Consider the following 1,022-nt stretch of genomic DNA (forward strand, 5'->3'; position numbering starts at 1 on the left):
GCCCGGCGGATCGCCCCGTTGGCCGCCACGCCGCCGGCGGCGACGAGCGCCGTCGGATGCCCGGCCACGCCGGCGAAGGCGCGCAGGGCCACGCGCACGCGGTCCACCACCACGTCCACCACCGCCGCCTGGAAGCTCGCGCAGAGATCCGCCACGTCCTGCGAGGCGAGCGGTTCGAGCCGCTCGGCCTCGATGCGCAGGGCGGTCTTGAGGCCCGACAGCGAAAAATCCGCCTGCCGCCGCCCCAGCATCGGCCGGGGCAGCGCGAAGCGCTCCGGGTCGCCCCCTTGCGCCTGCCGCTCCACCTCAGGACCGCCGGGATAGCCGAGCCCCAGGAGCTTGGCGACCTTGTCGAAGGCCTCGCCGATCGCGTCGTCGATGGTGGTGCCGAGCCGGACGTAGTCGCCGACACCCTTCACCGCGACGAGCTGCGTGTGCCCGCCGGAGGCGAGCAGCAGCAGGTAGGGGAAGGCGAGCCCGTCGGTGAGCCGCGGCGTCAGCGCGTGCGCCTCGAGGTGGTTGACGGCGAGAAGCGGCTTGCGCGCGACGAGGGCGAGGGTCTTGGCCGTCACGAGGCCGATCAGCACGCCGCCGATCAGGCCGGGCCCCGCGGCGACCGCGATCCCATCGATCTCGGGCAAGGGGGTGCCCGCCCGCTGCAGCGCGCGGGCGATCAACCGGTCGAGTACCTCGACATGGGCGCGGGCGGCGATCTCGGGCACGACCCCGCCATAGGCCGCGTGCTCGGCGATCTGGCTCAGCACCTCGTTGGCGAGGATCCGTCCGCGCTCGTCCTCACCGAGGGTCACGACGGCGGCGGCGGTCTCGTCGCAGGTGGTCTCGATGCCGAGGATCTTCATGGGTGTCACGCTGAGGTCCACGCACCGTTGCGTGCCGGGGGCCGGCCCGCCTACTCCCTATCTCGCGAAAGCTCGGTCGAACGGCTCGCGGCGACACGTCTACGACGAAACCGCCGACGGATACAGGTGAGACGCGGGTTCGGCGCAGCCTGTGGACGGCGC

Annotated in this window: 1 protein-coding gene; it reads right to left on the reverse strand. The window is 73.1% G+C overall.

The genetic code is table 11. From position 1 onward, the window contains the following. The coding region (tsaD, locus tag MFF42_RS26265; RefSeq protein WP_238258886.1) for a tRNA (adenosine(37)-N6)-threonylcarbamoyltransferase complex transferase subunit TsaD at positions 1-860 on the reverse strand (860 nt) is incomplete at its 3' end. Positions 861-1,022: the final 162 nt, after the last annotated feature.

The sequence above is a fragment of the Methylorubrum podarium genome, from assembly GCF_022179745.1.
Lineage (GTDB): Bacteria > Pseudomonadota > Alphaproteobacteria > Rhizobiales > Beijerinckiaceae > Methylobacterium > Methylobacterium podarium.